The organism is Flavobacterium sp. N2038 (assembly GCF_025947185.1).
In the GTDB taxonomy this organism is placed as follows: Bacteria; Bacteroidota; Bacteroidia; order Flavobacteriales; family Flavobacteriaceae; genus Flavobacterium.
In genome coordinates this window covers 4,245,618-4,271,410 of record NZ_CP110001.1, presented here as the reverse complement: position 1 = coordinate 4,271,410, position 25,793 = coordinate 4,245,618, and the positions used below count along the sequence as shown (strand labels likewise).

Below are 25,793 nucleotides of genomic sequence, written 5' to 3'. Positions count from 1 at the left end.
AAACTTTGTGTTTTTGCACCTTTATGACTTAAAATCTAAAAGTAAGAATTTAACTATTTCACCGCAGAATTTTAGAATAATTGCACATAATTATGTAAATTGTTGGGGTATTAATTTTTCCAATTTTGTAAAAACGATGTTTTGGCTTTGCCAAAGGTTCAATTTTAATCTAATGTGTTTTCTTGACGTATGAATAAAAAATCCGTTCATTTTCTAAAAAAAACACTGCGTGTACTGCTTTGGTGCATGGTTTCTGTGGTTACGCTGTTATTACTTGTCATCATTTTAATTCAGGTTCCTTCGGTTCAGAATTTTGTAAAGGACAAAGCGGTAACTTATCTTCAGGATAAAATTAAAACCAAAGTTTCTTTAGATTATATTGCTATAAAATTTCCAAAAGACGTAGTGCTGGAAGGTTTTTATTTTGAAGATCAAAAAAAAGACATTTTGCTGGCAGGTAAAAGATTAGAACTTGATGTTGATCTTTTTAAACTGGTCAGCAGTGAACTTGAAATTAATTCGATTTCTTTAGAAAATACCAAAGTCAATATTTCCCGAAACAAAGATGGTGTATTCAATTTTGATTATATCATAAAAGCATTCGAATCCAAGGAGCCAAAAGTAGAAGACCCGGATAGTAAACCTTTCAAAATATCAGTTGTAAAAGTAAATCTGGATCAGGTTAAATTCAATTTTAAAGATGATTTTTCGAAAAATGATATTCGGGTGAATCTGACACATTTTGATACAAAATTTAAGAGATTTGATTTAGATAAAATGGATTTCAATATTCCAAACATCAATTTGAATGGCTTAAAAGTAGTCCTGAATCAGGATATTGTAGAAAAAATTGCGGAAGTTTCGGTGAAAACCGTCGATACCATTTCGAAGCGACAAGATTTCAATTTGAATCTGGGCAAAATAAGTCTTTCAAAAATTGATATTTTATATGATAATAAGGATTCAAAACTCAATTCGGGGATACGTTTAGGGAATCTGAATTTAGCAGTAAATAAAATCGATTTGAATAAACAGCTCTTGGATTTTGATACTTTCGAACTAAAAAATCTTAGCGGAAATTTAAGATTAGGTGCAAAAGACAAACAAATTCAAACTCCAGATTTAGATTCAACAGCCATAAAACAAGCAGGCTGGAAAGTAAAATTGAAGGAAACCAATCTGGAAAATATTGCTTTCAAATTTGATGATATGCAGTCAAAACCGCTCTCAAAAGGAATTGATTATGCGCATCTTGATCTGAGTAAATTCAATTTTAAAGCGGAGAAATTGTATTATGGAAACGATACCATTTCAGGAAGCATTAAAAGAGTGACAGTAAACGAAAAAAGCGGTTTAGAGATTCAGGCTTTTAAAACCGATTTCTTTTACGGACCAAAAAATGCTTCACTGGAAAATCTGTATTTAAAAACACCGCAAACGCTTGTTCAAGATAAAATTAGAGCGCAATATAAATCACTTGAATCACTCCAAAAAGATTTAGGAAATCTGGCTATCGATGCCAATTTAAAACAATCTAAAATTGGTTTCAAAGACATTCTTTTGTTTGTTCCAGATCTTCAAAATACCAATCCGTTCAAAAGCAATCCGAATGCCATTTTGTATGTAGATAGCCGTGTAAGCGGAAAAGTAAAAGATTTGACTATTTCGAAATTTGAAATGAGTGGAATTGGTTCTACAAAAGTTTCTCTTTCGGGAAAAATTGCTGGATTGCCAGATGCGCAAAAAGCGTATTACGATTTAAATATTAAAAAGATTTCGAGCACGGCAAAAGACATTAATATGTTTGTGCCGGCTGGAACAATTCCGAAGAATATTCAAATTCCTTCGCAATTAAGTTTACAGGGAAATTTTCAAGGTACAGTTCAGAATTTTAAAACAAATCTGGCGTTGAACAGTAGTTTCGGAAATGCAAAAGTGGATGCTTTATTTGATCAGCGTGTTAAAAAAAGAGAGAAATACGATGCAACGGTTTATTTATTGGATTTTAATTTAGGAAGATTAATCAAAAATGATTCTGTCGGAAAAATTACGCTTAAAGCGAAAGTCAAAGGAATTGGTTTAGACCCAAAAACGGCAAATGCAGTAGTGGATGGACTGGTTCAAAAAGCTGTTTTTAATAAATATACATATAAAGATTTAGCATTAAAAGGAAATATCGAAAATGGATCTTTTGCTGTAAAATCTGGAATGAAAGATCCAAATTTGAATTTTGATTTGGTTGCCAGCGGAAATACAAAAGAGAAATATCCGGCAATAAAATTAAAGCTGAATCTGGATATAGCCGATTTAGAAAAACTGAATCTTCACGCCGGACCAATGAAACTTCGCGGGAATATTGATGCCGATATTGCCAACAGCAATCCTGATTTTTTAAACGGAAAAGTGTTTCTTTCAAACATTCAGATTTTGCAGGACAAAGAACCAATTGTTTTAGATTCGGTGCATGTAATTGCTTTTTCAGATAATACCCGAAATAATATCAAAATTTCGTCACAGTTTTTAAAAGCAGAAGTTGACGGAAAATATAAATTGACAACATTAGCTGCTGCAGTCAAAAAATCACTTTCAAAATATATTGATCTGAAAAACCCGAAAGTAAATGGAGAATCTGATGAACAAAGATTGGCTTTTACGTTAACGGTTGATAACGACCCGATTTTATTTAAATTGATTCCGAAACTTACAGGTTTGGAGCCAATTAAAATCGCCGGAAAATATAATAATGTAGTCGATTCTTTAGAAATAAAAGGGGCAATTCCGCGAATTGTTTACGATGGCAATACAATTTCGGATGGGAAAATAAATATAGAAACAAAAGAGAACGCTTTAGAATATTTGGTTTCTGTAGCCACGATCGAAAGCGGTTCTCTCAAAATTCCATTTACCAGTTTATCAGGTAAAGTAGAAAATAATATCTTGGATTATGCACTTGAGGTAAAAGATGCAAAAGACAAACAGCAGTATTTTGTTGGAGGAGAATTTAAAGCTGAAGATTCTAAAAATATTTTTAAAATTGATGCGGAAAACTTCGTTTTGAATTATGAAAAATGGAATGTTGATCCGGAAAATGCAATCGAATTTGGAGATAAGAAACTTTATATCAATAAATTTTATTTGAATCATGAAGGCGACGGATTGAAGATTCAGTCTCAGGGAACACAAAGTAATGCGCCTTTGCAAGTTGATTTTGTGAATTTCAAAATTGGGACTATCATGAATATGATTTCCAAAGATCAATCGCTGATTCAAGGTTTGGTAAACGGAAATGCTTTGGTCGAAAATGTAATGACAAATCCGATTTTTACTTCTGATTTAAAAATAGATGATTTTACTTTTAAAGGAGAAAAAGTTGGAGATTTAGAAATAAAAGTAGACAATAAAACAGCTGATACGCTTTTTGCTAATGTAGTTTTGAGTGATGAAGGAAATGATGTAAAGCTTACTGGCGAATATAAAATAGAGGAAAGCAATTTTGATTTGGATGTTGCTATCAACAAACTGAATATTAAAAGTATTCAGGGTTTTAGTATGGGAAATATTACCGAAGGGAAAGGTTTTTTATCAGGAAATTTCAAAATTACTGGAAATACTTCGGCTCCAAAAGTTAATGGCGAATTAAACTTTAATGATGCCGGTTTTAGAGTCACACAGCTTAATTCTTATTTTAAAACAGGAAAAGAAAAAATCATTTTTAATGAGGGAACGATTTCATTTGATAAGTTTTCTCTTTTAGATGAAAATGATAATGAATTGTTTGTCAACGGAACAATTCAATCTGCGGATTTTGTTAAATACAATTTTAATCTTCTTGTAGAGGCTAGTGATTTTAGAGCTATTAATTCTAAAGCGGCAGATAATGATTTGTTTTACGGCGATTTATTTTTGGATACAAAACTAAATATTAAAGGAAGTTTAGAAAGTCCGGTTGTTGACGGAACGATTAAAATAAATAAAGAAACGAAGTTTACGGTTGTCATGCCTCAGTCAGATCCGTCAATTGCAGATCGGGAAGGAATTGTTGAGTTTGTTGATGAAGATAATATGTATCTGAAACAAACAGTTGACATGAAAAATAAATTAGATCAATCGGAATTGAAAGGAATGAATGTGAATGTCGCCATTTCGATTGACAAAGAAGCTGAATTGACTTTGCTGATTGATAAAACAAACGGCGATTATTTAAAATTAAAAGGCGAAGCAGAATTAGTTGGAGGAATTGATCAATCAGGAAAAACCACTTTGACTGGAAAATATGAGTTTTCGGATGGATCGTACGAAATGAACTTCAATGGAATCAAAAGAAAATTCGACATTCAGAAAGGCAGTTATATTACCTGGAATGGAGAACCTACTCAGGCTAATGTAAATATTACCGCGATTTATAAAGTCAATGCAGCTCCGATAGATTTGCTTGGGAATCAGTTAGCAGGTAAGGAGCAGGCTGAAAAAAATACGTATAAACAAAAGCTTCCTTTTCAGACTTTATTGAAAATGAACGGAGAATTAATGAAACCTGAAATTTCGTTCGGAATTGATCTTCCAGACGGCAATTACGATGTTTCTGCAGCTGTCGTAACTATGACTCAGTCAAAATTAAAACAGATAGAACAAGATCCGGCGGAGTTAAACAAGCAGGTCTTTGCTCTTTTATTGTTAAACCGATTTGTAGGCGAAAATCCGTTTTCCAGCGAAAGTGGCGGTACAAGCGCAGAATCTATGGCGAGACAGAGTGTGAGTAAAATTCTTTCACAACAATTAAATAATCTTGCAGGAGAATTAATCACAGGGTTTGAAGTCAATTTTGATTTAGAATCAACAGAAGATTATACTACAGGAACCATGCAAAACAGAACCGATCTGAATGTTGAAGTTTCAAAAAGATTATTGGATGACCGTTTAAAAGTGACCGTTGGAAGCAGTTTTGGAGTAGAAGGCGAGGAACGTGCCAATGAAGAAAGTACCAATATTGCAGGAGATGTAGCACTCGATTATCAGCTTACAAAAGATGGCCGATATATGGTTCGTGCGTATAGAAAAAATCAATATCAGGTAGCAGTAGAAGGTCAGGTCGTAGAAACGGGAATTGCTTTTGTTATAACGATGAGTTACAATAAATTCAGAGAACTTTTTCATCGTACAGAAAAAGAAAAAGAATTGATAAGAGAAGAAAAACTGCGAAAAGAAAAGCAAAAGCAAAAAGAGAAAGAAAAGGAGAAGCAGGAGGAAAATCAGGAAAATCAAATTAAAGGGAATGAACAAAAAACATAATCATATAAAAGATCATTTTGCAAAGTATTTTGTGCTGATATCCTTGTTTTTTGTTTTAGGATGCAGTAATACAAAATATCTTCCGGAAGGCGATTTGCTTTATACTGGTGGTTCAGTAGAGGTCAAGGATTCTATCATAAAAAAGAAAGAAAGAAAAGCACTGGAAATTGAACTTGAAGGATTGCTTCGCCCGAAACCCAATAAAACTTTTTTAGGTTTACGTCCAAAACTATGGTTTTATAATATTGCCGGTACACCAAAAAAACAAAAAGGATTCAGATACTGGCTGAAGAATAAAGTGGGAGAAGAACCGGTACTTTTCAGTAAAGTAGATTTAGAATATAATGCATCGGTTTTGCGCAATTTTACCGAAAACAGAGGTTATTTTAAAACTCGGGTAAGTGCCGATTCAACTGTTCGAAACAAAAGGGTAACTGCAGAATATATCGTTGTGCCAAAAAAGCAATATATTATTAAGAGTGTGACTTTTCCTGATGATTCTCTTAAAATGTCAAAAATAATTGCCAGATCAAGCCGAAGAAGTTTACTGAAAGTTGGAAATCCGTATGATTTGGATGTTATAAAAGCAGAAAGAGAACGCATCGATGCGCGATTAAAAGAAAAAGGCTATTTCTATTTTAATCCGGATTATATTTTAGCAAAAGTAGACAGCAGTAAAGGCGATCACGAAGTAAAAATAAGGTTGGTTATAAAAGACGAAACGCCGGTTAAGGCTTTAACTGCTTATAAAATCAACAACATATTTGTGTATCCAAATTATTCTTTCGGAAATGACAGTGCTGTGTATAGAAAAAAAAATAGTACAAAATACAAAGATTTTACTATTATAGATACAACAGAAACCTTTAAACCAAGAGTTTTCGATCGAACGATTTATTTTAAAAAAGGAGATTTATATAATAGAAAAGACCATAATTTAACGCTAAACCGTTTTGTGAATCTTGGGACTTTTAGTTTTGTAAAAAATGAATTTAAGCCTTCTGATAGTATTGAAAATGCATTGGATTCCTATTATTATTTGACACTTTTACCTAAAAAGTTTATAAGAGTTGAGGTTATCGGAAAAACGAATTCGGCAAGTTACACGGGTACAGAAGTCAATTTAAATTGGAATAACAGAAACTTTTTTCGTGGCGCAGAAATGTTTACAGCGTCAATTTTTGGCGGTGCCGATTTTCAGTTAGGCGGTGTCAATAAAGGAAAGAATATTTATAAGCTTGGAGGAGAAGTTAGTTTGACCTGGCCAAGATTTATTACACCTTTTAATATAGAAGGAAACAGTGACTTTGTGCCGAGAACCAAGGCCACTTTAAGATACGAATATCAAAAAAGAACGCAGTTGTATGCACTGAATTCTTTTAATTCTACTTTCGGTTATTTATGGAAAGAAAATATCCGAAAAGAACACCAGTTAAATATTGTAGATGTGACTTATGTGAGTCCGAATCATGTTACCGAAGAATATTTAGAAGATATTAAAGATGATCCGGCATTAGGGAAGGTAATTGAAAAACAATTGATTTTTGGTCCAACTTACAATTATACCTATACCAATACAATGCAGAAACGCCGAAAGAATACCATTTATTTTAATGGTGAATTTGATTTGGCGGGAAATCTTACGGGGTTAGTTACGGGTGCAGACTATCCAAATAATGTAAAAACAATATTTGATGTTCCGTTTAGTCAATATGTAAAAATCAGATCTGATTTCAGACATTATTTAAAATTGGGAAAAGAAAGTGAATTGGCCAGCAGATTGATTGTGGGAGCGGGATTTGCTTATGGAAATTCGAATACACTTCCAGCATCCAAACAGTTTGTGGTAGGAGGAACCAACAGTATCCGAGCTTTCAGAGCAAGAACACTTGGGCCCGGTAGTTATGTAATTCCGCCAACCACAAATTCAAATTATACACCTGATCAGTCCGCTGATCTAAAACTGGAATTCAATACGGAATATCGTGCAAAACTTTTTAGCATTGTTAGAGGGGCCTTATTTTTAGATGCTGGAAACATCTGGCTTTTGCATGCTGATCCGGATAAACCCGGTGCTGAAATTTCAAAAGATTTCATGAAAGAGATTGCCATTGGTGCCGGCGCCGGTTTACGTTTTGATTTATCGTTCTTTGTTTTGAGAACAGATTTAGCTATTCCGCTTAGAAATCCCACGTTGCCAGACGGGCAAAGATGGGTGATTGATAATATAAATTTGGGAAGCAGTTCCTGGAGAAAAGACAATCTGATTTTGAATATCGCTATTGGATATCCGTTTTAGTTTTTTTGTCATTTTTTTTCCGCCACGAATTCACGAATTTTCGTTAATCTATGCGGATATTTATGATTGAATTTTATAAATTTTAATTTGTGAAATTGGAAAAATTATTAGACAAAGAGATTAGCGAAAATTCGTGGCTAAAAAAGAAAAAAATGAAGTAAATTGGTCTAAAATATTTTAAAGGAATGCAAAACTTGATCAAAAGAATTATTGGTGTTAGTGTTATTGTTTTAGTCATTATTTTGGCTTTCAAATATTGCCAATTCAAGAAAGAAGACGATTCTGATATTCAGTATAATACCAATTTAATTCAGCAACAGATACTTAATGTTGGGAAATTGGTGGTCACCGAAGGACATTTTTCAGAAGTCATTACCTATAAAAATCAGCAGAAATATTTCATGGACATGATTTCTTTTGAGAAGAAAGCACTTGTGGTTGTAAATGCAAATGTTACAGTAGCCTACGATCTGCATAAAATGAAATATGATATTGACGAAAAGAATAAAACGATTACGATTTTAAATATTCCAAAAGAAGAAATTACCATCAATCCTGATATTCAGTTTTATGATGTGGAACAAAGTAAACTGAATCCGTTTACGGGAGATGATTACAATAAAATCAATAAATCGGTAAAAGCAAATCTGGCAAAAAAAATAGAAACGTCGTCATTAAAAACAAATGCCGAAAACCGATTAATAAGCGAATTGTCTAAGATTTTAATTATGACTAATTCAATGGGCTGGAAACTGCAATACAATGGAAAAACTATTGAGTCAGAGACTGAGTTGAATCAGGATTTGAAATTATAAGTTGTAAAAAAGAATCTCGCAAAGACGCAGAGTCGCAAAGCAAACTTATGAAGTAAAAACTTTGCGACTCTGCGTCTTTGCGAGATTAAAAAAAAATCAGCGTGAAAAAATCTTAGCGTCTTAGTCCCGATAGCTATCGGGATTGTGGCAAAGAACTATCAAAAATCAAATCCAATCCCCCAGAAATTAAATGTGCCACTTCAGGACGTCTTTCTTTTAGTTGATCTAAGTAAACCAATACTTCCTGTAAAAGTTGTTTTTCGTCTGAATCTTTCAGAAGTTCTGCAATTTCAACAGTTAATAACCAATCGTTAGGATGATTGTGTTTAACTTTTTCGAAAACAGATTTTAGATCGGTTTCAGAATCTTTATTATTTCGGATGTTTCGAACTGTCGAATATAATTCCTCCAATTCATCACGTTCGTGGGTATGTTTTGCTTTTATAGTTTTAGTCGTCGGAACAATATTAATTAAGTCAAAACTATTCACATCAGCTGGACCGGAAAAAGCAGAAACCACTTTTTTACCAATTGCCATATCATAATTGCCCCATTCCGGCTGAAATAAAATGGTTTCGCCATGTGTTACGGTGCAATTTTTAAAACTAATTAAGATAATTTCTCCGTGCAGGTTTCGTGATCCTGTAATGATTTCACCTTCAACTTTAATATTACCTTCAAATTCTAGTTTTACGGTTTCGTTTTCAACAATACTGTAAGCCTGTAAATCTTTCGGACTCATATCTTCAATCGCCAAATTGAACCCTTTTAATTTTCCAATCGGACTTCCAAATCCATGTGGATGTGTCAATGTTCCGTGACCAACTAATTCTTTTTCACGATAGGACAGAGCTGTTTGTCCAGTTGTCTGGATGTAAATTGGTCTTCCTTCGTCTTCAATAACATTAGTAAAAACGCCAGAAACTTGTAAACCGGTGCTCAACTCAATTGTTCCTAAAGCATTGGATTGAATCAATTTCTGAATTCCGGACAAACCACCGGTTCTCAGTGCCATTTTATTGGCAAATTCTTCCAAAATCAAGCTTAAGTAAGAGAAGTTTGGTGTTACATAAAGTTGAGGTTGTAACTGTGTAATATCAAAATTCTGATTTGCAGCAGAAATGTCGTAAGGGATCTTTTTAACATTATCGGTCATGCACCAGGCACTTTCTCCAATCGAAGAAAGTAAACCGGCACCATATATTTTTGGGTTTTCAACTGTTCCAATCAATCCGTATTCAACAGTCCACCAATGTAAATTACGAATTTGAGCCATTTCAGATAATTCGCCCATATTGTTTTGTAAATCGGCAACTGCTTTTTCGGCTTCGTCGATTTTTTCCTGAGGTGTATCTTCGGCTTCTTTTAAAATTGAAAGCAAACGAATTGCTTCATACATTTGATAATCTTTATGAGAAGAAATCGCTTTACATCCTATTTCGCCAAAACGTCTTAAATATTCAGCATATTCAGGATTGGCAATAATAGGGGCGTGGCCGGCACCCTCGTGAATAATATCTGGTGCAGGGGTGTATTCAATATGTTCTAATTGTCTGATATCTGAGGCAATAACCAAAACATTATAGGCCTGAAATTCCATAAAAGCATTTGGCGGAATAAAACCATCAACAGCAACTGCAGCCCAGCCAATTTCGGTTAGAATTCGGTTCATTCCGTACATGCTGGGAATAGAATCAATTTCAATTCCGGTTTTGCGTAAACCGTCTAAATAGGAACTATGAGCAACTTTTGAAAGATAATCTACATTTTTACGCATTACATAGCGCCAAACCGCCTGATTTATTGGCGTATAATCGCTATAATCCTGAGGTTTAATAAATTGCTTTAAATGTTTAGGCAATCGCTCTAATAATGGGTTTGTTTCAATACTTGCATTCATTTCGAAAACGTTGTAGATTAGAATGTAAAATTACGAATTTAAGACGCTATTTTTTGCTATTCATCACAATTTTTTTGCTCGAAATGATTTTTTATTGCAGTTTCTTTAGGTATTGGCTTATCGTTTATTTTGATTTTCGGGAGCTGTTTTCTACTGTCTGCTTAATCTTTTGTGTCCGCTGTGGCAGACACAAATGGATGCCGCTTCCATAAGGGCTATGGTTTTAGTTTTAAAAGAGTCTTTTAAATTATTATAGAAGTAAGGCTTTAGCAATCATTGTTTTCATAATTTACCTTTTCCATTTTGTCTTCATAGAATTCAATATCTTTTGATGTCATGGGGACTTTCTTCAACTCTGTTTTTAGTTGCTTTTTGGTATCGGGACTTATCCATAGACCATTAAAAGTAGCGTTATCTTTCTTTAAAATCATGACACCGGTAAATCCTTGTTCAACAAATACAAATTCGCTCTCATTTTTTTTATTTTGAGTAGCATTTAACTGAATCCAATTGCCGGATTTGTCGTAACGATACATCGAAGTATACATGAGATCAGCGTTGCAAGGATGATTTTCAGCTTTTATATAAAAAGTTACAGCGGTTTTTCCGTCAATAGTACCTTTGTATAAAATAGATTTAACTGTTTGCGCCTGAGTACTGTTAAAAATAAAAAGTGAAAGAAAAAAAGAGAGTATTGCTTTTATCATATTTCAAATATTGTTGAAGCCAAACTTAGCTATTTAAAATTTCTAATCCAACACTATAAAGAGAAATACCCTACAATTTTAAATTAATGATGGTTTGCGTTTCTAAAATATTCAATTTTATGATTGAACATAAATGCCATATTTGTGGCACGCATTTTTGCTTCGTCTGTAATCGGTCCTGAAAATTGAGTATCAATTGTAGTATTAAAAATTTCAATCCAGCGATCAAAATGAGTTTTATCTACAGGTAATTGTTTATGCGGCGGAAATGGAGTTCCTGAATAAGCGCGAACATCAAATAAAATAGTCTGCCAGAAACCATACATTTTTTGTAAATGCTCAGCCCAGCGATCTTGTAATTTATCATTAAAGATTGGACCAAGAAGATCATCTTTTCTCACATTGGCATAAAAGCTGTCTACCATTTGTTTAATGTCTTCTAAGGTTGAAATATCTTTAAGCGTTTCCATGTTTTGTTGTCTAAATTGAATTGCAAAAATACGATTTCGTATACTGTTTATTCTATGATATTTATCATTAGGAAATTATTAACCTATTAACTGGGTAAAAAGATCCTGATTGTCATTTAAATATTGAAATTCAAAACCATTTTGAGTCATTTTTAATTTAATTGGCATAATGTCTTTTTTGTTTTTCAATTCCAGACCTACAACAACAGAACCTACTTCACGACTGTTTTTCTTTGCAAACTGGAAATAAGTGATATCATCATCGGGACCTAAAATGTTATTTACAAATTCTTTTAAAGCTCCCGGACGTTGTGGAAACTGAATCATGAAATAGTGCATTAAACCTTCATAAAGTAGAGAACGCTCTTTTATTTCGGCAGTTCTTTCAATATCATTATTACTTCCGCTTACTATACAAACTACATTTTTGCCTTTAATTTTATCTTTATAAAAGTCTAATGCCGCAATTGTTAAAGCTCCTGCAGGTTCTACCACCATTGCTTCTTCATTGTACAGACGTAAGATAGTCGTACATACTTTTCCTTCCGGAACTAAAACAATATCTTCAAGATTGTATCGGCAGATTTCAAAAGTCATATCACCAACTTGTTTTACTGCGGCGCCATCTACAAATTTGTCTATTGTTTTTAGAGCTGTATTTTTATTTTCTTCGATTGATGTTTTCATAGATGGTGCACCTTTTGGCTCAACACCAATAATTTTCGTATTCGGACTTAAATGCCTGAATACTTCTGATAAACCGGAAGCAAGTCCTCCACCGCCAATTGGTACAAAAACGTAATCGATTGGTTCTTTAAAGCTTTCCAGAATTTCCAGACCTACAGTTCCCTGGCCGGCAATTACTTTTTCATCATCAAAAGGATGAATAAATATTTTATGATTTTTGATAGCGTCAGCCGTCGCTGATGCATAAGCGTCATCAAAAGTATCTCCGGTAAGGACAATTTCAACAAACGTTTTTCCAAATAACTGTACTTGTTTTACTTTTTGTTTTGGAGTTGTTTTAGGCATATAGATTTTACCTTTAATCTTCAAAAGATTACAGGAATAAGCCACTCCCTGCGCATGATTTCCTGCACTGGCACATACTACACCGATTTGTTTTTCAGCATCAGTTAACGAAGAAATCTTGTTGAAAGCTCCTCTGATTTTGTATGATCTTACAATTTGTAAATCTTCTCTTTTTAATAAAATAGTTGATTTGAATTCTTCTGAAAGATTTAAATTTTGTGTAAGGGGCGTCGCCGCAACTACATCTTCGAGCTGCTTTTTTGCATTAAGGATTTCGTTGAATAAACTCATGGTGTTTTGTTTTTATTTTTTTGCCACAGATTAAAAGAATTGTAATGATTTTTAATCTGGGTGAATCTGTGAAATCTGTGGCAAAACATATTTGTCTTAAACTTTCTTAAAATAAAAAACCTCCCGATGTGGGAGGTTCTTATAAATTATATTTTACTTATTTATATAACACCTCGCCATTATTGCTGAATTGCAATAATGCTGATAATAGCGATAATAATGTTACTAAAGTTTGTCATTTTTAATTGTTTGAAAAACAAATGTAATTAATTATTTTTTTACCGGAGGATATTGAGCTAAAATTTTGCCCACAAACTCGGCAATTTTTTCGTCTTTTTTATCGACGTTTCGGGTCAGAGTACCAACACCTTCACCTTGCCAGATCATTTCTTTCTTTTTAGCATCGATTAAATCAATATATAAAGTTCCTTCAGTAGAGCTTGAAACGGTAGTTGTTCCTCCGTACATCATGTAAGGATTCCATCCATATCCCCATCCATAACCCCAACCGGCACTAAACTGGTTTACATCTATTTGCTCTCTCGATTTGGTAAAAATATTTACCAGTAAATCTGGATTTTCGCTTTTAGTAAAACCTTTGGCCTGCATTTGATCGTCAATGGCACGAAGGATACGTCTTTTATCCAAATCAGAGATCTCGACCTTATCAATTCCCGGCTTAAAGAAAGCATAAGTTTTATAAGGCGCAAAATTTACGTTTCTGTCATAATCAGAATAAACACTGATGGTATCGCATGACGCTACAAGAATTAAAAGCAGAAAAACGGGTACTAATTTGAATGTTTTCATATATTTAAGATTTAATGTTCTCATTTTTAATTAAATAAGAAAGCTTTAGGCTAAAATAGAGATTCGTCAACTATATTAGGTAAAGTTACTTTTAGTAAAGGCTGAACTTCCATTGCTCTTTTTATAGCAAAAATAGCTTCGTCATTTCGCGCCCAGCTTCTTCTTGAAATTCCGTTGTTAACATCCCAGAAAAGCATTGATGCTAAACGTTTTGAAGCCTCTTTAGAGCCATCAAGAACCATACCAAATCCGCCGTTTATGACCTCTCCCCAGCCAACTCCGCCGCCATTATGAATCGAAACCCAGGTTGCACCTCTAAAGCTGTCTCCAATAACATTATGAATGGCCATATCTGCAGTAAAGCGAGAACCGTCGTAGATATTTGAAGTTTCTCTGTAAGGAGAATCTGTTCCTGAAACGTCATGATGATCACGTCCTAAAACAACAGTTCCAATTTCTCCTTTAGCAATCGCCTGATTAAAAGCTTCGGCAATTTTAATACGTCCTTCGGCATCTGCATATAAAATACGAGCCTGAGAACCTACAACCAGTTTATTTTCCTGTGCACCTTTGATCCATTTGATATTGTCCTGCATTTGCTGCTGAATTTCATTTGGAGCCGTCTTTGCCATTTCTTCCAAAACCTGACTTGCAATAGTATCAGTTTTTTGTAAATCTTCAGGTTTTCCAGATGTACAAACCCATCTAAATGGGCCAAATCCATAGTCAAAACACATTGGACCCATAATATCCTGAACATAACTAGGATATTTAAAAACGATATTATTCTCTGCCATTACATCTGCACCGGCACGTGAAGCTTCTAATAGAAAGGCATTCCCGTAATCAAAAAAGTAAGTTCCTTTTGCAGTGTGTTTGTTAATTGCAGCAGCGTGACGACGTAAAGTTTCCTGAACTTTTTCTTTAAATAATTCCGGATTATTAGCCATCATTTCATTTGCTTCCTCAAAGGAAATTCCAACCGGATAATAACCTCCGGCCCAAGGATTATGTAATGAAGTCTGATCTGATCCTAAATCAATTTTAATGTTTTCCTGATCAAAACGTTCCCAAACGTCCACAACATTTCCTAAATAAGCAATAGAAACAGTTTCTTTATTTGCTTTTGCCAAAGCTACTCTGGCAACCAGTTCATCTGTAGAAGTTACCACTTCATTGATCCATCCTTGCTCGTGACGAATTTTAGTGATTTTCGGATTTACTTCGGCACAAACTGTTATACAACCCGCAATATTTCCTGCTTTTGGCTGTGCACCCGACATTCCGCCTAATCCGGAAGTTACAAATAAACTTCCTTCCGGATTTTGTTTTATTTTTCTAAAACCATTCAAAACTGTAATCGTCGTTCCGTGTACAATTCCTTGTGGACCAATGTACATATAACTTCCAGCAGTCATTTGTCCGTATTGCGAAACGCCCAAAGCATTCATTTTTTCCCAATCGTCCGGTTTAGAATAATTTGGAATTACCATTCCGTTTGTAACTACAACTCTTGGCGCTTCAGCATGTGAAGGGAATAGTCCCATTGGATGTCCAGAATACATAGTTAAAGTTTGCTCATCTGTCATTTCAGACAAATATTGCATTGTCAATAAATATTGAGCCCAGTTTTGAAAAACGGCTCCATTTCCGCCATATGTAATCAACTCATGCGGGTGTTGTGCTACAGCATAATCCAGATTATTCTGAATCATGTGCATAATGGCTTTTGCCTGCAATGATTTTCCCGGATATTCATCAATTGGGCGAGCATACATTTTGTAATCAGGACGAAGACGATACATGTAGATACGTCCGTAAGTTTCTAATTCTTCTGAGAATTCCTGAATTAATTCAGCATGATCTTTGGCACTAAAATAACGCAAAGCATTTTTTAAGGCTAGTTTTTTTTCTTCTGCCGAAAGAATTTCTTTTCGTTTTGGCGCATGATTAATTGCTAAATCGTATGCTGCCTTTGGAGGTAATATTGAAGGGATCCCTTGTTGTATTTGTTCTTTAAAAGTCATTTTTTTAAGATGCTGAGTTGCTAAGCTATTAAGACGCTAAGGTATTTTTGTTAGATTAACAACAGATTAATTTTTTTTGTTTTTTAGATTATATCACCCTGTTGGGCTTTAAATGTGGACAATATTTAATTGATACAATTGGAATTTGGAATTTATCCCAAGGTTTTGGGATTGGAATTTATTTAAATTATCTAATTCCCACATTGACACATTTTCTAATTAAAAAAACTAGGGATAGCGGATATCCGACCTGTGATAGGATTTGTGGATTGTAATCCTGAATTTTTGTGAATGGATATCCATATAATTATTTTAGATTATTGATTTTAGATTGTAGCGTATTTTTTAAATTATCTCATGATCAAATTGACACATTTTATAATTAGTTTTTCTTCCTGATTTCACCCGTTCTTTTATCAAATCCGTAAGGGCAATGGCGGCATCCGCTTTTACAACAGTAACCACGCTTTAGATGGTGTTTCTCAGTAAAGCATTTATAACCTTCTGGTGTATAATAAAAATCTTCACCTTCGATTAATTTATTTTCATTACTTTGCTCTTTCATAAATCTGCTTGTGGTTCAGTTTCAATTAAACCTAAAATCAAAAATAAAAATATTTGATTATGATTTTATTGAAATGAAACAATTTTATAGCTACAAATTTATAAATTTTACAGCCAATGTTTCTGATTGTTGCTAAATATTTAATTCCGAAAGGATATCGGGGAATGGCTGTGTTTCCGTTTGTTGTTGTGAAATATGGTTTTGATAAAACAAATGGAATATTTGTAAATCACGAAAAAATACATTTAAGGCAACAATTAGAACTTTTAGTAATTCCGTTTTTTGTTTGGTATTTTGCAGAGTTTTTAATTCGTTTAATTCAATATAAAAACAAGGATTTAGCCTATCGTAACATTAGTTTTGAGCGAGAAGCTTATACAAACGAAACCAATTTAAATTATTTAAAAAACCGATCTTTTTTTGAGGTTTTAAATTACATCAGATTAAAATGAAACCAGTTTTCAATCAGCCAATTCATATTCATTTTCCGAACTCTATTTCTTTGACAATTAAGCGTGAAGATTTAATTCATCCGTTTGTTTCCGGAAATAAATTCAGAAAGTTAAAATATAATTTGCTTCAGGCAAAAGCCGAAAGCAAAACGACGCTGTTAACTTTTGGAGGCGCATTTTCAAATCATATCGCAGCAGTAGCTTACGCAGGAAAAGAGCAAGGTTTTAAGACCATCGGAATTATTCGCGGAGATGAGCTTTTGGATAAAATCGAAGAAAATCCAACACTGAAATTTGCTAAGGAAAACGGAATGGAATTTGAATTTGTTTCGAGAGAAGAGTATCGTCTCAAGAGTGAGGATTCTTTTATTGAAAAGCTGAAAGATAAGTTTGGTAATTTTTATCTGGTACCAGAAGGCGGAACAAATGATTTGGCTGTAAAAGGCTGCGAAGAAATTTTAACAGCAGAAGATTCGGTTTTTAATTATGTTTGTTGCGCAGTTGGAACCGGTGGAACAATCTCCGGATTAATAAATAGTGCATTGCCAAATCAGAAAATTTTGGGATTTCCGGCATTAAAAGGTGACTTTTTAAAAGATGAAATTCGTATTTTTGCAAAACAAGATAACTGGAATTTAATTTCTGACTATCATTTTGGAGGCTATGGCAAGGTAAATTTAGAGTTAATCGAATTTATTAATGCTTTTTTTGAAGAGAATAAAGTACCCTTAGATCCAATTTATACAGGAAAGATGGTTTTTGGCGTTATAGATTTAATCAGCAAAAATTATTTTCCTGCACATTCAAAAATTTTACTCATTCATACTGGCGGATTACAGGGAATTGAAGGAATGAACATAAAATTGATGCAGAAAAAATTACCAATACTCAAAACACATGATTAAAAAAATTGTATTACTTCTCGTAATATTAGCCATAGCAAGTTGCTCATCTAGTAAGCCTGCAATCGCGACGACTAAAAAAGCGGCAGCAATTCAGACCAGGACAGCTTCGACAAAAAGAAGTAACCCTGTTAAACCTATCGGAAAAAATTACCCTTCTACAAATAATACAACTGAGGTTATTCAATCTACTTCAAAAACAGTTGTCACCAGTGATCTAGTTAATAATTATATTTTGCAGTTTAAAGATATTGCAATGGGAAATATGCAGAAATATGGTATTCCTGCAAGTATTATTCTGGCTCAGGGGATTTTGGAATCTGGTGCAGGAAAAGGTGATTTGGCGATTGATGCCAATAATCATTTCGGAATTAAATGTCATAAAGATTGGCTTGGAGAAAGTGTACGCCATGATGATGATTCGGCTCAGGAATGTTTTAGAAAATATACTGAAGCATCAGAATCATATCGTGATCATGCCCTGTTTTTGGTTGGAAAAAAAAGATATGCCTCCTTATTTACTTATGAAAAAGATGATTATAAAGCTTGGGCAAAAGGGTTAAGAGCTTGTGGTTATGCTACAGATCCTAATTATCCGGACAAATTAATTAGTTATATCGAAAGATATAATCTACATCAATACGATTGCCAGATTACCGGAAAAAACTATTCACCAATCAATAAAACAGTCCCAACTAAAAGTTCATCTTCGGTAGCGACATCTAATACAAAGCCAAATTCAAGTTCAAACGACCCGAATTTGTACGAAGTTCAAAAAGGAGATACACTATATTCCATTTCAAAGAAATTCAATGTATTGGTTGATGACTTGAAACAGAAAAATAACTTAACTGATAATGCCATTTCAATAGGGCAAAGATTGAAAGTGAAATAATTTACAATTCATAATTGATAATTTACAATTATTGAGATAATCAAAAATAAAAAATGTTATATAAAAGAAGTAGTCAGCTTTTTGCTGAAGCAGAAAAAGTAATTCCCGGAGGAGTAAATTCACCAGTTAGAGCCTTTAAAGCGGTTGGTGGGACTCCAATTTTTGTAAAAAGTGCCAAAGGTGCTTATTTATATGATGAAGACGGAAACAAATTAATAGATTACATTAATTCTTGGGGACCAATGGTTTTGGGACATGCTTATCAGCCGGTTGTTGATGCCGTAATCGAAAAAGCAAAGCTTGGAACTTCATTTGGTATGCCAACAGAACTGGAAACTGAAATCGCGGCTTTGGCCGTTTCTATGGTTCCGAATATTGATAAAATACGTTTTGTAAATTCAGGTACAGAAGCCTGTATGAGCGCGATTCGTCTGGCTCGCGGATTTACAAAAAGAGATAAAATTGTAAAATTTGCAGGTTGTTACCACGGACACTCTGATTCATTTTTGATTCAGGCAGGAAGTGGAGCAGTAACTTTTGGTTCACCAAATAGTCCAGGTGTAACAGAAGGAACTGCAAAAGATACTTTGTTGGCAAAATACAATGATTTAGAGAATGTAAAAACGTTGGTTGAAGCTAATAAAGGCGAAATCGCTGCTATTATTATAGAAGCAGTTGCCGGAAATATGGGGTGTATTCCGCCTCAAAAAGGATTTTTAGAAGGATTAAGAGAATTGTGTACAGCAAACGGAATTTTACTGATTTTTGATGAGGTAATGACCGGTTTCCGTTTGGCTCGCGGAGGAGTTCAGGAATTGTATAATATCAATGCTGATATTGTAACTTTTGGGAAAGTAATTGGAGGAGGACTTCCGGTTGGAGCTTTTGCTGCGCGTGAAGAAATCATGAATTATCTTGCGCCACTTGGACCAGTTTATCAGGCTGGAACATTATCAGGAAATCCTTTAGCAATGGCGGCAGGATACGCAATGTTAAAAGCATTAGATAATGACCGTGAAATTTTTACCCGTTTAGAAGAGAAAACAGCTTATTTAGAAGCCGGGATAGACAGAGTTTTAAAAGCAAATAATATTGCGTTTACAATCAATAGAGTAGGTTCTATGATTTCGGTACATTTTGATGCAAATCCGGTTACCGATTTTCAAACGGCTGCAAAAGGAGATAATGAAACATTTAAGAAGTTTTTTCACGGATTGCTTCAGGAAGGTGTTTATATTGCACCTTCAGCTTATGAAACATGGTTTATTACAGATGCATTAACTTATGAAGATTTAGATTTTACAATTAATGCGATTGATAAAGTTTCAAAAACATTTTAAATATAAAAAGGAGGCTATTAAGCCTCCTTTTTTATTAGTTTTCTTTACGATATTCTTTCATTTTTTCTCTTGCTTTGTCTTTGTTCTCTTCCTGAATTTTTTTCCATTTTGTATATTGGTCAGCATTCAGAATTGATTTCATTTTAGCATCATTTGCCTCTTTTTCGGCCATCACTTCTTTTTTAAAGGCTTCCTTCTCAGCTGCAGTTGGTTTTACATTGCTCTCTTTTTTTTCTTTGCGGGTTTCTTTAAATTTTTCTGCTTTAGCATTTCGGTCAGTCAGAAGTTGTTTAACCTGGATCTGTTGATTGGCGTCCAGATTTAATTCGGTAGTCAGTTTTTTTAACTGCTTTTCTGTACGTTGTTCCGGAGTAAGTTTTTCTCTTTTTCCCATGTCTTGTGCAAAGCTTGCTATTCCGATGAACAACATTGCTGCAATAAATAATTTTTTCATGATGTAAGTTTTTTAATTGTTATACGATTTTAGACTTTGCAAAAATTAATTGGTTTAATCTGATCTATAAAATTATAGTTTAATTAACAATTTGATTGATAAAGTATTAAAGAGTGTTGTGTATTAAAATTACAGAATAAATTGTTTACTTTTAAGATGTAAATAATTAGAGAATCTGAAAAATAAATTACTATGAGCTTAAATGCTACTATATCAGCCAATACCAAAATTGCTTTTTTTTCTACGCAGCCTTATGATAAATTGTTCTTCAATAAATATAATGCAGATTTTAGTTTTGAAATGGATTTCTTCGAAACACAGCTTAATCCACAAACCGTAATTCTAATTGAAAATACATCGATTGTCTGTGTTTTTGTAAATGATATTGTCAACGAATCGGTTATTAAACAACTAGCAGAGAAAAATGTAAAGATTATAGCTTTGCGTTGTGCGGGTTTTAACAATGTCGATTTAGAAGCGGCAAAAAAATACAATTTAAAAGTATGTCGTGTTCCTGCTTATTCGCCGCAGGCAGTTGCAGAACATGCGATGGCAATGATTTTAACTTTAAACCGAAAAACGCATAAAGCTTATAACAGGGTTCGCGAGCAGAATTTTTCGTTAAATGGGTTATTAGGATTTGATTTATTCGGAAAAGCAATTGGAATTATAGGAACTGGAAATATTGGAAAAGCGTTCGCTAAAATTGCCTTAGGTTTTGGATGTAAGGTTTTGGCTTATGATATTGTTGAAAATGATGAAATGATAAAAGATGGGGTTTCTTTTGTAGGTTTAGAAGAACTATTTAAGTCAAGTGATATTATTTCGCTCCATTGTCCATTAAACGCTCAGACGAAACATGTTGTGAATCAAAAATCAATTACTTTGATGAAAGACAGTGTTATGATTATCAATACAAGTCGTGGCGGGTTAATAGAAACTTCATCTGTTATTGAAGGTTTAAAAGAAGGTAAAATTGGTTATCTGGGAATCGATGTTTACGAACAGGAAGAAAAACTGTTTTTTAGAGATCTTTCTGCAGATATTATCCAGGACGATGCCATTCAGCGGTTAATGAGTTTTCCGAATGTTCTGGTAACAGCACATCAGGCCTTTTTTACCAATGAAGCTTTAACACAGATTGCTTTGGTTACTTTTAATAATATCAAATCTCTGCTAGAGCAGCATGATATTGAAAATAAGGCAGCGTTGTTAGTATAAGTTATCCTAATTGGATAACCTATCGGGTTTGAAACGTAAATAAGAATTTAAAATATAAGACTATGAAGAATAAAATTTTAATCCTAATGGGAATTTTGGCTTTGTATTCCTGCCAGAATAAAAACGAATCAAAAAATATTATTAAAACTATTGTGCAGGACACTTTGTCGAAAACAATTGGAGGAACAGCAGATTTAAGTGATGCTCCGCCCAGAGATGACAAAGCTGTCGAGCTGATTCGGAAACAATTAAATGTTTTGCTAAAAAAAGATCTTCCGGCAATGACAAAAGATGACCGGTCATTTTATTATGAAGAGTTTGATTTAAACAACGATAAGAAAAACGAATACTTTGTTGGTTTCTCTAATTCGTATTTCTGTGGAAGTGGAGGCTGTTCGGGTTATATTTTAAACAATGACGGAAGTGTAATTAATCATTTTTCTGTAACCGATTTTCCAATTTATGTAATGACTTCTTCAAGCGAAAAATTTTATGATCTAATATTTGAAAGCGGAGGTAAATTTCATTATTTAAAAATGAAGAATGGGAAATACCCTTCAAATCCTTCTGTTCAGGAAGTATACAAGGAACAAATCCCGAAAGAAAGTACCAAGGTTTTGAGTATTACAGATAAAAAATTTGTGAAGTATTCGTTTTAAAAATAAAGCAAAACCCGACAAGTTTTAAAAACCTGTCGGGTTTGAAATATTATAGAACCCAACTTGGAATTTGGAATTTCCAAAAATTGGAATTTTAATAATTTATCCTGCCAATTCCACAAATTTAAACTCACCTTCAACAACAACTTTAGTCAAGCCATGTTTAGATAAGTTTTTCATAGACGCATCCCATTTTTTACCACTTAAATTTGCAGTAATTTTTAATTGCGTTAAATCCATTTTATTTTCGTTTCCTTTCAATAAATCTACGATAAATTTCTCTTCATCAGATAATTCAACTAGTTGTTTCTTTTCCGGACGCATTTGTGGGAACAATAAAACTTCCTGAATAGAAGCATTGTTTGTTAAGTACATAATCAAACGATCCATTCCAATTCCCATTCCGGAAGTTGGTGGCATACCGTATTCAAGTGCTCTTAAGAAATCTTCATCGATAATTCCGTTTGCTTCATCATCACCTTTTGCAGCCAAACGCATTTGATCTTCAAAACGCTCTCTCTGATCAATCGGGTCGTTTAATTCAGAATATGCATTTGCGATTTCTTTACCACAAACCATTAATTCAAAACGTTCTGTCAAATCTGGGTTATCTCTGTGCTCTTTACAAAGCGGAGACATTTCTTTTGGATAGTCTGTAATGAAAGTTGGCTGAATATAATTTCCTTCACATTTTGCTCCAAAAATTTCATCAATCAATTTTCCTTTACCCATTGTTTTGTCAACCTCAATACCCATTCCTTTTGCAGCTTCAAACAATTCTTCTTCTGATTTTCCTGAAATATCAAATCCAGTAAAATGTTTGATAGAATCTGTCATCGTAACACGTGCATAAGGTGCTTTAAAGTTGATTTTGTGCTCGCCAAAAGTAACTTCGCTTGTGCCATTTACAGCAATTGCACAATGCTCTAATAAGCCTTCAGCAAATTCCATCATCCAGTTGTAGTCTTTGTAGGCTACGTATATTTCCATTGCAGTAAATTCAGGATTATGCGTTCTGTCCATTCCTTCGTTACGGAAGTTTCTTGAGAACTCATAAACACCTTCAAATCCACCAACAATTAATCTTTTTAAATATAATTCATTCGCAATACGCATGTAAAGCGGAATATCAAGCGAGTTGTGGTGCGTAATAAATGGTCTCGCCGATGCTCCACCAGGAATTGATTGTAAAACTGGAGTATCTACTTCAAGGTATCCTGCATCATTAAAATAACCACGCATCGCAGTAAATAACTTTGTACGTTTGATAAAAGTTTCTTTAACCTGCGGATTTACTGTTAAATCTACATAACGCATTCTGTAACGTAATTCAGCATCATTAAATGCATCGTGCACATTTCCTTCTTCGTCAACTTTTGGTAACGGTAACGGACGTAATGTTTTGCTCAAGAAAGTAAAACCAGTTACACGAATACATTTTGCACCAACTTGTGTTGTAAACAATTCTCCTTCAATACCAATAAAATCACCTAAATCGGTTAATTTTTTGAATACCTGATTGTATAAAGTTTTATCGTCACCTTCACACAAAACATCGCGATTCACGTACAATTGTATACGTCCTTCGCTATCCTGCAATTCAGCAAAACAAGCTTTTCCCTGATCTCTAACGCTCATCAAACGACCTGCTACAATGACCTTCTTACCTTCTTCAAACGACTCCTTAATTTGCTTAGAAGTATGATTTACAGGAAAAAGATTAGCTGGATAAGGATTGATTCCTAAGCTTCGTAAGTTTTGAAGTTTTTCTCTTCGGATGATTTCTTGTTCTGATAATGCCATTTTGTGCTCTTTTTTTAAGAGTGCAAAGATAAAGAAAAGAATGTAGATTTTAGAATGCAGATTTTAGATTTTTTGTACCATCAATTTATTGTCTTTCAATCACATTTTGTACTATTCCGGTAGTTATCGAAATGATGTATCTTTTTTGTATAAAAAGAAAAATTAAGGATGCCGCTTCTACCTGAGCCAGATTAGATTTTTTTGTTTTTAAAAGAAGCTTTGATAAGGATGTTTTTTACGTTTTTAAATAAAAATTTATTGTAAGAAATCAACTAAAAATCTTATTACCTTAGCTGCTTAAAATTTTATTCGCTATCAAAAAAATGAAATATTTATTAGCCTTTTTGTTCTTAATTTCTTTTGCAAGTTGTCAGATTACCGAAACAATCATAATCAATCCAGATGGGAGCGGCGATATAGAAGTAGTTCAGTTTAGGGATGAAAATAGTTATATGCAAATTGCAGGTGAAGAATATTCTAAAGAAAATGTATTTCAGGATACGACTTATGTTTTTAAAGAATATATTAATAAGTACAATGAAACGTTTTTAAAATATACGCCTGAAGAGCAAAAAATATTTCAAAAATATGCCAATGTAAGAGTGCATCTTAAGAAAAGTTCTTTCGAAAAAGAATACAAAAATATATTTTCACTACACTTTGATAAAGTCTCTGAAATTCCCGATTTATATAAAACCGAAAATTATGCCTCAGATATTCAGCATAATTATGCCCTGACAGCAGAAAATCATTATTACCGAATTGGCTATTCTTTTGATGAAAAAGTATTTAAACGTGCGGTTTCAATTATAAATACAGCTGAATTAGAAAAGGCAAGAGAAGAATGTAAAAAATTTGAAAACAAATTTGGTTCGTTTTCTCTGACACAATCTTATGTTTTAAAATATCATTTTCCGCAGAAAATAAAATCAGTTTCAAATCAAAAAGCAATTGTGAGCTCAGATAAAAAATCCTTAACCATAGAATTTCAGCTTTTAGCTTTTTTAAAAAATCCTGAGAGTACTAATCTGGAAGTGGTTTTGGAATAATACATTAATTTAAAAGATTTTAAAAAAAAAAGAATGAAGAAAATTTTAGTTTGTTTAGTTGTTGTTTTTACTATTTCCAGCTGTGTAATGAAGGAAAAAATGGTGATAAATGAGAATGGTTCAGGAAGTTTTTTATACAGTTTCGATTTATCAGGAATGTTTAAAATGGGATTTAAGAGTAATGATTCTATAAAAAAGAAGCAGGTGCTAGATACTGTTTTTACGTTTAAAGAGGTTTTTGCAAAAGCAAAAGATAGTATTGCTAAATTATCTGATGCAGATAAACAAAAAATAAAAGCACTTGAAAAATTTAAAGTAAGTGTTAAGTCAAATGAAGATAAAAAACAATTTGAATTTAGTATGGAATATAATTTTCCATCAACAGATAGTCTTAAAAATATGATTTCACCTTTAGAAGGACTTGAAGCGATGCCAAAATTAGGGCCGGGTAAACAATTAGGAGCATTAAATGCAGTTCCGGAGGAAGAAAAGAAAAAAAGCAGGTTTACATATAATTATGATGGGAAGATTTTTGAAAAGATTTTAATTAAAGGAGATATTGATAAAATAAAGAAAGAAAATAAGAAAAAGGAAAAAGAGGAGGAAAATGCCTTAGGAAAACAAATGGATAAGGTTTTTAAGGAATGCAAATATTCAATGGAATACCATTTTCCGAAAAGAATCAAGACAATTTCATTGAAAAATGCAGTCATATCAAAAGATAAGAAGAGCTTTACTTTGGATATTCCAATTAAAGAACTTCCGGATGATGAAGAAAAATTGGGATTCAAAGTATTATTTGAAAATTAATAA

20 protein-coding genes are annotated in these 25,793 nt (G+C 33.4%); 11 read left to right on the top strand and 9 right to left on the bottom strand.

All coding sequences use genetic code 11. From position 1 onward, the window contains the following. Positions 1-189: 189 nt before the first annotated feature. From OLM51_RS18635 to OLM51_RS18625, 3 genes are all read left to right on the top strand, one after another. Complete coding sequence (locus OLM51_RS18635) at positions 190-5,289, top strand: translocation/assembly module TamB (protein ID WP_264552083.1); 5,100 nt, start codon at positions 190-192, stop codon at positions 5,287-5,289. Then, positions 5,273-7,588, top strand: a complete 2,316-nt coding sequence (locus tag OLM51_RS18630) for a BamA/TamA family outer membrane protein (protein WP_264552082.1) — start codon at positions 5,273-5,275, stop codon at positions 7,586-7,588. The genes OLM51_RS18635 and OLM51_RS18630 overlap by 17 nt, the downstream gene beginning before the upstream one ends. Before the next feature lie 185 nt (positions 7,589-7,773). Then, positions 7,774-8,403 carry a DUF4230 domain-containing protein gene (locus tag OLM51_RS18625; RefSeq protein ID WP_264552081.1) on the top strand — a complete coding sequence of 210 codons (630 nt, stop codon included), beginning with the start codon at positions 7,774-7,776 and terminating at the stop codon, positions 8,401-8,403. A 133-nt stretch (positions 8,404-8,536) separates the two neighbouring features. Here the strand turns inward: OLM51_RS18625 and OLM51_RS18620 are convergent, their stop codons facing one another. The 7 genes from OLM51_RS18620 to OLM51_RS18590 all read right to left on the bottom strand — a co-directional run bounded on the left by OLM51_RS18620 (position 8,537) and on the right by OLM51_RS18590 (position 16,205). Next, positions 8,537-10,303 carry an aromatic amino acid hydroxylase gene (locus OLM51_RS18620; RefSeq protein WP_264552080.1) on the bottom strand — a complete coding sequence of 589 codons (1,767 nt, stop codon included), beginning with the start codon at positions 10,301-10,303 and terminating at the stop codon, positions 8,537-8,539. A gap of 266 nt (positions 10,304-10,569) precedes the next feature. Then, the gene (locus OLM51_RS18615; protein ID WP_264552079.1) at positions 10,570-11,010 is read right to left on the bottom strand and encodes a hypothetical protein; all 441 of its coding nucleotides are present in this window, start codon (positions 11,008-11,010) and stop codon (positions 10,570-10,572) included. 83 nt (positions 11,011-11,093) lie between these two features. After that, the gene (locus OLM51_RS18610; protein ID WP_264552078.1) at positions 11,094-11,480 is read right to left on the bottom strand and encodes a group III truncated hemoglobin; all 387 of its coding nucleotides are present in this window, start codon (positions 11,478-11,480) and stop codon (positions 11,094-11,096) included. A gap of 78 nt (positions 11,481-11,558) precedes the next feature. Next, the gene (ilvA, locus tag OLM51_RS18605; RefSeq protein WP_264552077.1) at positions 11,559-12,803 is read right to left on the bottom strand and encodes a threonine ammonia-lyase IlvA; all 1,245 of its coding nucleotides are present in this window, start codon (positions 12,801-12,803) and stop codon (positions 11,559-11,561) included. 270 nt (positions 12,804-13,073) lie between these two features. Beyond that, positions 13,074-13,613 carry a DUF4136 domain-containing protein gene (locus tag OLM51_RS18600; RefSeq protein ID WP_264552076.1) on the bottom strand — a complete coding sequence of 180 codons (540 nt, stop codon included), beginning with the start codon at positions 13,611-13,613 and terminating at the stop codon, positions 13,074-13,076. 50 nt (positions 13,614-13,663) lie between these two features. Next, the gene (locus OLM51_RS18595) at positions 13,664-15,640 is read right to left on the bottom strand and encodes a urocanate hydratase (protein WP_264552075.1); all 1,977 of its coding nucleotides are present in this window, start codon (positions 15,638-15,640) and stop codon (positions 13,664-13,666) included. 382 nt (positions 15,641-16,022) lie between these two features. Next, positions 16,023-16,205 (bottom strand): DUF5522 domain-containing protein, encoded by a 183-nt coding sequence (locus OLM51_RS18590; protein WP_264552074.1) that lies wholly within the window; start codon positions 16,203-16,205, stop codon positions 16,023-16,025. Positions 16,206-16,321: 116 nt separating this feature from the next. On the opposite strand from OLM51_RS18590, the gene OLM51_RS18585 reads away from it, so the two are divergent. The 4 genes from OLM51_RS18585 to hemL are packed head-to-tail and all read left to right on the top strand — an operon-like array spanning position 16,322 to position 19,794. Next, positions 16,322-16,657: a hypothetical protein gene (locus OLM51_RS18585; protein ID WP_264552073.1), complete on the top strand. Its 336-nt coding sequence runs from the start codon at positions 16,322-16,324 to the stop codon at positions 16,655-16,657. Next, the gene (locus OLM51_RS18580) at positions 16,654-17,562 is read left to right on the top strand and encodes a 1-aminocyclopropane-1-carboxylate deaminase/D-cysteine desulfhydrase (RefSeq protein WP_264552072.1); all 909 of its coding nucleotides are present in this window, start codon (positions 16,654-16,656) and stop codon (positions 17,560-17,562) included. The genes OLM51_RS18585 and OLM51_RS18580 overlap by 4 nt, the downstream gene beginning before the upstream one ends. Further along, on the top strand, positions 17,555-18,454 hold the full coding sequence (locus tag OLM51_RS18575; RefSeq protein ID WP_264552071.1) for a glucosaminidase domain-containing protein: 900 nt from the start codon (positions 17,555-17,557) through the stop codon (positions 18,452-18,454). Before OLM51_RS18580 ends, OLM51_RS18575 begins: the two co-directional genes overlap by 8 nt. 53 nt (positions 18,455-18,507) lie before the next feature. Continuing rightward, on the top strand, positions 18,508-19,794 hold the full coding sequence (gene hemL / locus OLM51_RS18570; protein ID WP_264552070.1) for a glutamate-1-semialdehyde 2,1-aminomutase: 1,287 nt from the start codon (positions 18,508-18,510) through the stop codon (positions 19,792-19,794). A gap of 34 nt (positions 19,795-19,828) precedes the next feature. On the opposite strand, the gene OLM51_RS18565 is transcribed toward hemL, so the two are convergent. Continuing rightward, on the bottom strand, positions 19,829-20,248 hold the full coding sequence (locus OLM51_RS18565) for a hypothetical protein (RefSeq protein WP_264552069.1): 420 nt from the start codon (positions 20,246-20,248) through the stop codon (positions 19,829-19,831). 192 nt (positions 20,249-20,440) lie between these two features. On the opposite strand from OLM51_RS18565, the gene OLM51_RS18560 reads away from it, so the two are divergent. Together OLM51_RS18560 and OLM51_RS18555 are read left to right on the top strand one after the other, a co-directional pair. Beyond that, complete coding sequence (locus tag OLM51_RS18560) at positions 20,441-21,469, top strand: 2-hydroxyacid dehydrogenase (protein ID WP_264552068.1); 1,029 nt, start codon at positions 20,441-20,443, stop codon at positions 21,467-21,469. 62 nt (positions 21,470-21,531) lie between these two features. Next, positions 21,532-22,128, top strand: coding sequence for a hypothetical protein (locus OLM51_RS18555; protein WP_264552067.1), 597 nt, complete (start codon positions 21,532-21,534; stop codon positions 22,126-22,128). 102 nt (positions 22,129-22,230) lie between these two features. Here OLM51_RS18555 and lysS read toward each other — a convergent pair whose 3' ends face one another. After that, the gene (gene lysS, locus OLM51_RS18550; protein ID WP_264552066.1) at positions 22,231-23,931 is read right to left on the bottom strand and encodes a lysine--tRNA ligase; all 1,701 of its coding nucleotides are present in this window, start codon (positions 23,929-23,931) and stop codon (positions 22,231-22,233) included. A 323-nt stretch (positions 23,932-24,254) separates the two neighbouring features. Between lysS and OLM51_RS18545 the strand changes: the two genes are divergently transcribed. Continuing rightward, a complete protein-coding gene (locus OLM51_RS18545; RefSeq protein ID WP_264552065.1) occupies positions 24,255-24,980 on the top strand; it encodes a hypothetical protein in 726 nt (241 codons plus the stop codon). A gap of 33 nt (positions 24,981-25,013) precedes the next feature. Continuing rightward, the gene (locus tag OLM51_RS18540; protein WP_264552064.1) at positions 25,014-25,790 is read left to right on the top strand and encodes a hypothetical protein; all 777 of its coding nucleotides are present in this window, start codon (positions 25,014-25,016) and stop codon (positions 25,788-25,790) included. Positions 25,791-25,793 lie beyond the last annotated feature (3 nt).

Bases quoted from the DNA above. Each gene is read 5' to 3' on its own strand.
- OLM51_RS18635 (WP_264552083.1), top strand. From the start codon at position 190: ATGAATAAAAAATCCGTTCATTTTCTAAAAAAAACACTGCGTGTACTG.
- OLM51_RS18630 (WP_264552082.1), top strand. From the start codon at position 5,273: ATGAACAAAAAACATAATCATATAAAAGATCATTTTGCAAAGTATTTT.
- OLM51_RS18625 (WP_264552081.1), top strand. From the start codon at position 7,774: ATGCAAAACTTGATCAAAAGAATTATTGGTGTTAGTGTTATTGTTTTA.
- OLM51_RS18620 (WP_264552080.1), bottom strand. From the start codon at position 10,303: ATGAATGCAAGTATTGAAACAAACCCATTATTAGAGCGATTGCCTAAA.
- OLM51_RS18615 (WP_264552079.1), bottom strand. From the start codon at position 11,010: ATGATAAAAGCAATACTCTCTTTTTTTCTTTCACTTTTTATTTTTAAC.
- OLM51_RS18610 (WP_264552078.1), bottom strand. From the start codon at position 11,480: ATGGAAACGCTTAAAGATATTTCAACCTTAGAAGACATTAAACAAATG.
- ilvA (WP_264552077.1), bottom strand. From the start codon at position 12,803: ATGAGTTTATTCAACGAAATCCTTAATGCAAAAAAGCAGCTCGAAGAT.
- OLM51_RS18600 (WP_264552076.1), bottom strand. From the start codon at position 13,613: ATGAAAACATTCAAATTAGTACCCGTTTTTCTGCTTTTAATTCTTGTA.
- OLM51_RS18595 (WP_264552075.1), bottom strand. From the start codon at position 15,640: ATGACTTTTAAAGAACAAATACAACAAGGGATCCCTTCAATATTACCT.
- OLM51_RS18590 (WP_264552074.1), bottom strand. From the start codon at position 16,205: ATGAAAGAGCAAAGTAATGAAAATAAATTAATCGAAGGTGAAGATTTT.
- OLM51_RS18585 (WP_264552073.1), top strand. From the start codon at position 16,322: ATGTTTCTGATTGTTGCTAAATATTTAATTCCGAAAGGATATCGGGGA.
- OLM51_RS18580 (WP_264552072.1), top strand. From the start codon at position 16,654: ATGAAACCAGTTTTCAATCAGCCAATTCATATTCATTTTCCGAACTCT.
- OLM51_RS18575 (WP_264552071.1), top strand. From the start codon at position 17,555: ATGATTAAAAAAATTGTATTACTTCTCGTAATATTAGCCATAGCAAGT.
- hemL (WP_264552070.1), top strand. From the start codon at position 18,508: ATGTTATATAAAAGAAGTAGTCAGCTTTTTGCTGAAGCAGAAAAAGTA.
- OLM51_RS18565 (WP_264552069.1), bottom strand. From the start codon at position 20,248: ATGAAAAAATTATTTATTGCAGCAATGTTGTTCATCGGAATAGCAAGC.
- OLM51_RS18560 (WP_264552068.1), top strand. From the start codon at position 20,441: ATGAGCTTAAATGCTACTATATCAGCCAATACCAAAATTGCTTTTTTT.
- OLM51_RS18555 (WP_264552067.1), top strand. From the start codon at position 21,532: ATGAAGAATAAAATTTTAATCCTAATGGGAATTTTGGCTTTGTATTCC.
- lysS (WP_264552066.1), bottom strand. From the start codon at position 23,931: ATGGCATTATCAGAACAAGAAATCATCCGAAGAGAAAAACTTCAAAAC.
- OLM51_RS18545 (WP_264552065.1), top strand. From the start codon at position 24,255: ATGAAATATTTATTAGCCTTTTTGTTCTTAATTTCTTTTGCAAGTTGT.
- OLM51_RS18540 (WP_264552064.1), top strand. From the start codon at position 25,014: ATGAAGAAAATTTTAGTTTGTTTAGTTGTTGTTTTTACTATTTCCAGC.